The organism is Carnobacterium sp. (assembly GCF_032094055.1).
Taxonomy (GTDB): Bacteria; Bacillota; Bacilli; order Lactobacillales; family Carnobacteriaceae; genus Carnobacterium_A.
Genome location: NZ_DAMDAK010000039.1, coordinates 2767 through 7242 on the forward strand (window position 1 = coordinate 2767; position 4476 = coordinate 7242).

Annotated in this window: 4 protein-coding genes and 1 pseudogene; 4 read left to right on the forward strand and 1 reads right to left on the reverse strand. The window is 36.7% G+C overall.

The window, feature by feature from the left end; genetic code table 11:
* From RT405_RS07475 to RT405_RS07490, 4 genes are all read left to right on the forward strand, one after another.
* Nucleotides 1-1592, forward strand: a 1592-nt coding sequence (locus tag RT405_RS07475) for an FAD-dependent oxidoreductase (RefSeq protein WP_313468851.1), incomplete at its 5' end; no start/stop codon positions are given.
* Nucleotides 1592-1888, forward strand: coding sequence for a rhodanese-like domain-containing protein (locus tag RT405_RS07480; RefSeq protein WP_313468852.1), 297 nt, complete (start codon nt 1592-1594; stop codon nt 1886-1888). The genes RT405_RS07475 and RT405_RS07480, both read left to right, overlap by 1 nt.
* 149 nt (nt 1889-2037) lie before the next feature.
* Entirely contained in the window at nt 2038-2697 is a 660-nt protein-coding gene (locus RT405_RS07485) for an ATP-binding cassette domain-containing protein (protein ID WP_313468854.1), read from the forward strand.
* On the forward strand, nt 2688-3446 hold the full coding sequence (locus RT405_RS07490; protein WP_313468856.1) for an ABC transporter permease: 759 nt from the start codon (nt 2688-2690) through the stop codon (nt 3444-3446). The genes RT405_RS07485 and RT405_RS07490 overlap by 10 nt, the downstream gene beginning before the upstream one ends.
* A 660-nt stretch (nt 3447-4106) precedes the next feature.
* Here RT405_RS07490 and RT405_RS07495 read toward each other — a convergent pair.
* A pseudogene (locus tag RT405_RS07495) lies at nt 4107-4476 on the reverse strand (class I fructose-bisphosphate aldolase); the annotation flags it as partial.

Genomic DNA, 4476 nt, shown 5'->3' on the forward strand with positions numbered 1-4476 from the left:
GTTTAAATGAAAAAGCTGACATTATTGTGCTGGAAAAAGGACCTCATGTCTCTTTTGCTAATTGTGGCCTGCCTTATTATATAGCAGGAGATATTGAAGAACGCAGTGACTTGCTGGTTCAAACACCTGAACAACTTCAAGCTCGTTTTGCATTAGACGTTCGTCCAAATAGCGAAGCACTTTCTGTTGATGCGGAAAAGAAAGAAGTTTATGTTAAGTCGTCTGAGGAAGAATATACGTTATCTTATGATAAGCTGATTCTTTCTCCTGGTGCAAGACCAGTTGTTCCGCCTGCCGATGGAATAGAAGAAGCTAAAAATATTTTTACGTTGCGCTCTGTGCCGGATGTTGATGGAATCACAGAATTCATTGAGCAATATCAACCTAAAAAAGCTGTTGTAATTGGAGCAGGTTTTATTGGCTTAGAAATGGCAGAAAGTTTAGTCAGCCGTGGCTTAGACGTAACGATTGTTGAAAAAGCACCGCATGTTTTGCCTCCTTTTGATGAGGAAATGGCAGCCTATATCACAAATGAATTAAAAGCTCATGGGATTCAGTTGTATACTGGATTGGGAGCAACAGCTTTTGAAGATGAAGGCAAAACGGTTGTTTTAGAAAATGGCGAACGCTTGGTAAGTGATCTGACTTTGATGTCTGTCGGTGTTTCTCCAGAATCAGCACTAGCTAAAACGGCAGGAATAGAAACGGGTCTTCGCGGAGGAATCTTAGTAAATGAACAATATGAAACTAGTCAAAAAGATATCTATGCAGTCGGCGATGCGATTATTGTGAAACAACAAGTCACTGGCGAAGATGCATTGATTGCTCTTGCTTCACCAGCAAATCGACAAGGAAGACAAGTGGCAGATGTGATTAGCGGCTTGCCACGTAAAAATAAAGGCAGCATCGGAACCGCTATTGTCCGTGTGTTTGATTTGGCAGCTGCTTCAACAGGTTTAAATGAACGTCAATTAAAACAAGCCGATAAAACGTATGATGTCATTCATATTCAAGGAAAGAGTCATGCAAGTTATTATCCGAATGCGAACATAATTTTATTGAAATTGTTATTCCACCCGATAAATGGAAAAATATACGGGGCACAAGCAATTGGAAAAGATGGTGCAGATAAACGGATAGATATTATTGCAACGGCAATTAAAGCTGGATTAACCGTGCATGACTTGCCAGAACTAGAATTTACCTATGCACCACCATTTGGATCAGCTAAAGATCCAGTTAATATGGCTGGATACGCAGCACTCAATGTGATCGAAGGAATTTCTGAATCCATTCAATGGTATGAACTAGAAGAAAAACAAAAAGAAGGATATCTGTTATTAGATGTTCGTAATGAAAGTGAATTAGAAAATAATGGCCGCTTAAAAGATTCTGTTAATATTCCATTGGACAGCTTGCGGGAACGGATGACAGAATTATCAAAAGACCAACCTATTATTGTTAGCTGTCATAGCGGGCAACGCAGCTATATTGCGGAACGGTTATTAAAACAAGAAGGCTATGCAGTTAAAAACCTAGATGGAGCTTTTGCTCTTTACTCAACAATAAATGCAGAAAAGGTGGAAAAATAATGTATAACTCCATATCCATGCCAGAATTTGAACAAAAATGGAAAAACGAAACTATTCCTTTGATCGATGTCCGTGAAATGGATGAATGGAATAATGGACATGTAGAAGGAGCAGTTCATTTACCGTTAAGTGCATTTCCTGTTGGGACAACACAATTGGATAAAAACCAAGAATATTATGTCATGTGCCATTCTGGCGGACGTTCTGCAATAGCTTGCCAACAATTAGCACAAGAAGGCTATCAGGTAGTAAATGTGATGGGCGGCATCTCTGCTTGGAAAGGCGAAGTTATTTAAAAATTTTGAAAAGGGGTTGGGACAATGTCCTAATCCCTCTTTTTTAGGTTTCCATAAAAAACAGAAGGAAATATATGTTAAAATTAAGCGGATGAGAATAGAAAGGTTAGCTTTCAATCAATAAATGATAAAAAAGAGGAGGGAGAAGAGTGAGTGAACCGATTATTAATCTAAGCCAACTTGGTTTTGAAGTAAAAGATCAAGTTATTTTGAAAGGTATTGATTTTTCTGTTGAAAAGGGTGAGTTTGTGACAATCACTGGACCATCCGGAAGTGGAAAGAGCACTCTTTTAAAAATTATTGCTACAATGCTTTCTCCAACAACGGGAATAGTCGAGTATCAAGGAAAATCTTTAACAGAGTATGATCCAATTGATTACCGAAAAGAAGTTTCTTATTGTTTTCAAACAGCTGTTTTATTTGGCCAAACTGTACAAGAAAATTTAGCTTTTCCTTATGTTATTAGGGACAAAAAATTTGATTCTAAAAAAGCTATCGATTACTTACATAAAGTTGGATTGGATAAAGTATATCTGACAAAAAATATCAATGAGTTATCTGGTGGTGAAAAACAGCGCATTGCTTTGATTCGCAGTCTATTGATCACTCCAAAAGTTTTGTTGTTAGATGAAGTAACGAGTGCATTAGATGCAAAAAATCAGCAGATTATTAAGTGTTTAATTCAAGAAATGAATCAAAAAGAACAAATTACGGTCTTATGGGTGACACACAATCCTGCTGAGATTTCAGCTGCTAACCGAATAATAGAAATTGTCAATGGAGAAGCGGAGGGGAAAAGATGCAGTTAGAGATCAGCAACACGTCTTTATTATTTGCCACAGGTCTGGTTTTAGTTGCACTAGGAGTAGTTTATAAAGAAAAATTAGATCTAGGAAAAGATATTTTATGGGGCGTTTTCCGCGCTGTTATTCAGTTGGTAATCGTAGGGTATGTACTAGGCTACATTTTTAAATTAGATAACGTATTCGTTACCTTGATGATGGCTCTGGTTATTGTTTTTAATGCTTCATATAATGCAGCTAAAAGAAGTCAAGGGATCCCTAAAGCTTTTACCATTTCTTTTCTGGCTATTATGACAGCTACAGCTTTGACCTTAGCTATTTTGCTGCTGTCTGGTTCAGTAGCTTTTACACCTTCTCAAGTCGTACCTATTTCAGGAATGATTGCTAGTAATTCTATGATTGCTATTGGGATTTGTTATCGAAATTTGAATAGTAAGTTTACAGATCAACGCCAACAAGTTTTGGAAAAGCTAGCTTTGGGGGCTGATTTAAAACAAGCTTCAATTTCTATCGTACGAGATAGCATTAAAGCAGGAATGTCGCCAACTATCGATTCCGCTAAAACAGTAGGATTGGTGAGCTTGCCGGGAATGATGTCCGGATTAATGTTTGCGGGTGTAGATCCGGCTCATGCAATAAAATACCAAATCATGGTAACTTTTATGCTTCTTTCGACGACAAGTATAGCCTCCGTTATTGCTAGTTACTTAGCTTACAAAGGGTTTTACAACGAAAGAAAACAATTAGTGGGATAAGAATAATAAAAAATTGAAAAGCATACTGTAAAAATACAAAAAGTAGGCACTATGCGAATGGAGTACGTTGACGACTTGCCAAACCAAAAATTATTTCTTTCAAAGACCCTTTTGAAAGAAATGGTTTGATAATAATTTATATGGGGTTCTTTTATAGAAAAGATAAAACTTGATTTATAGGTTTTTGCTTTATTTATCTTCTCTTGAGTCCAACTTGACTGGCGGCTTGTCCTCTTATTGACGAAATGAGCAACACAACAAGAGTCATTTGACTAATAAACAATCTTATTGACGAAATGAGCAACACAACAAGAGTCCATTTGACTAATAAACAATCTTATTGACGAAATGAGCAACACAACAAGAAGCCATTTGACTAATAAATAACCTTATTAATAAAATAAGCAACACAAAGCAAAATAGCTAGGAGACTTCCAGCTTTAGTTGGATACAGGCAAGATGCGCGAAGTACAGCGTAGAAGTTGAACAGTAGTCGAGAGAGCAGATGCGATCCTATTTTAGTTGACTCGCTAGACAACGAATGCAAAAAAATTGTCATACCTTACTCTACAAAAATACCATCTTGCTTCTGGTATAAACAGAAGCAGGATGGTATTTGTTTTTAGCGATCATTTTTTGTTAGTGTATGAAGAAGAACAGTTATTTTTTGTTTACAGAAGCATCATAAATGGCTTCGATGGCTTCTTTAAGTGTTTCATTAAATTCTTCATCAGATTGATCGACATTTAAGTTTTCGCTCAATGCTCTTGAGAAGCTGGCAATCAAATCTTTATTTTCTTTTAATTTTTCATTAGCTTCGTCACGTGAATAACCACCAGATAAAGCAACAACGCGGACAACACGAGGGTGTTGAGCCAATTTTTCATACGTGTTGGCTACTGTTGGAATAGTCACCTTCAGCATCACGTTATCTTCTTCAGGCAATTCATCTAAATGTTTTTTCAATTCTTCACAAAGAATTTCTTCAGCTTTTTCTTTTTCTTTACTATAAATATCTACTTCTGGTTCA

Coding starts and splice junctions, on each gene's coding strand:
- RT405_RS07480 (WP_313468852.1), top strand. CDS start 1,592: ATGTATAACTCCATATCCATGCCAGAATTTGAACAAAAATGGAAAAAC.
- RT405_RS07490 (WP_313468856.1), top strand. CDS start 2,688: ATGCAGTTAGAGATCAGCAACACGTCTTTATTATTTGCCACAGGTCTG.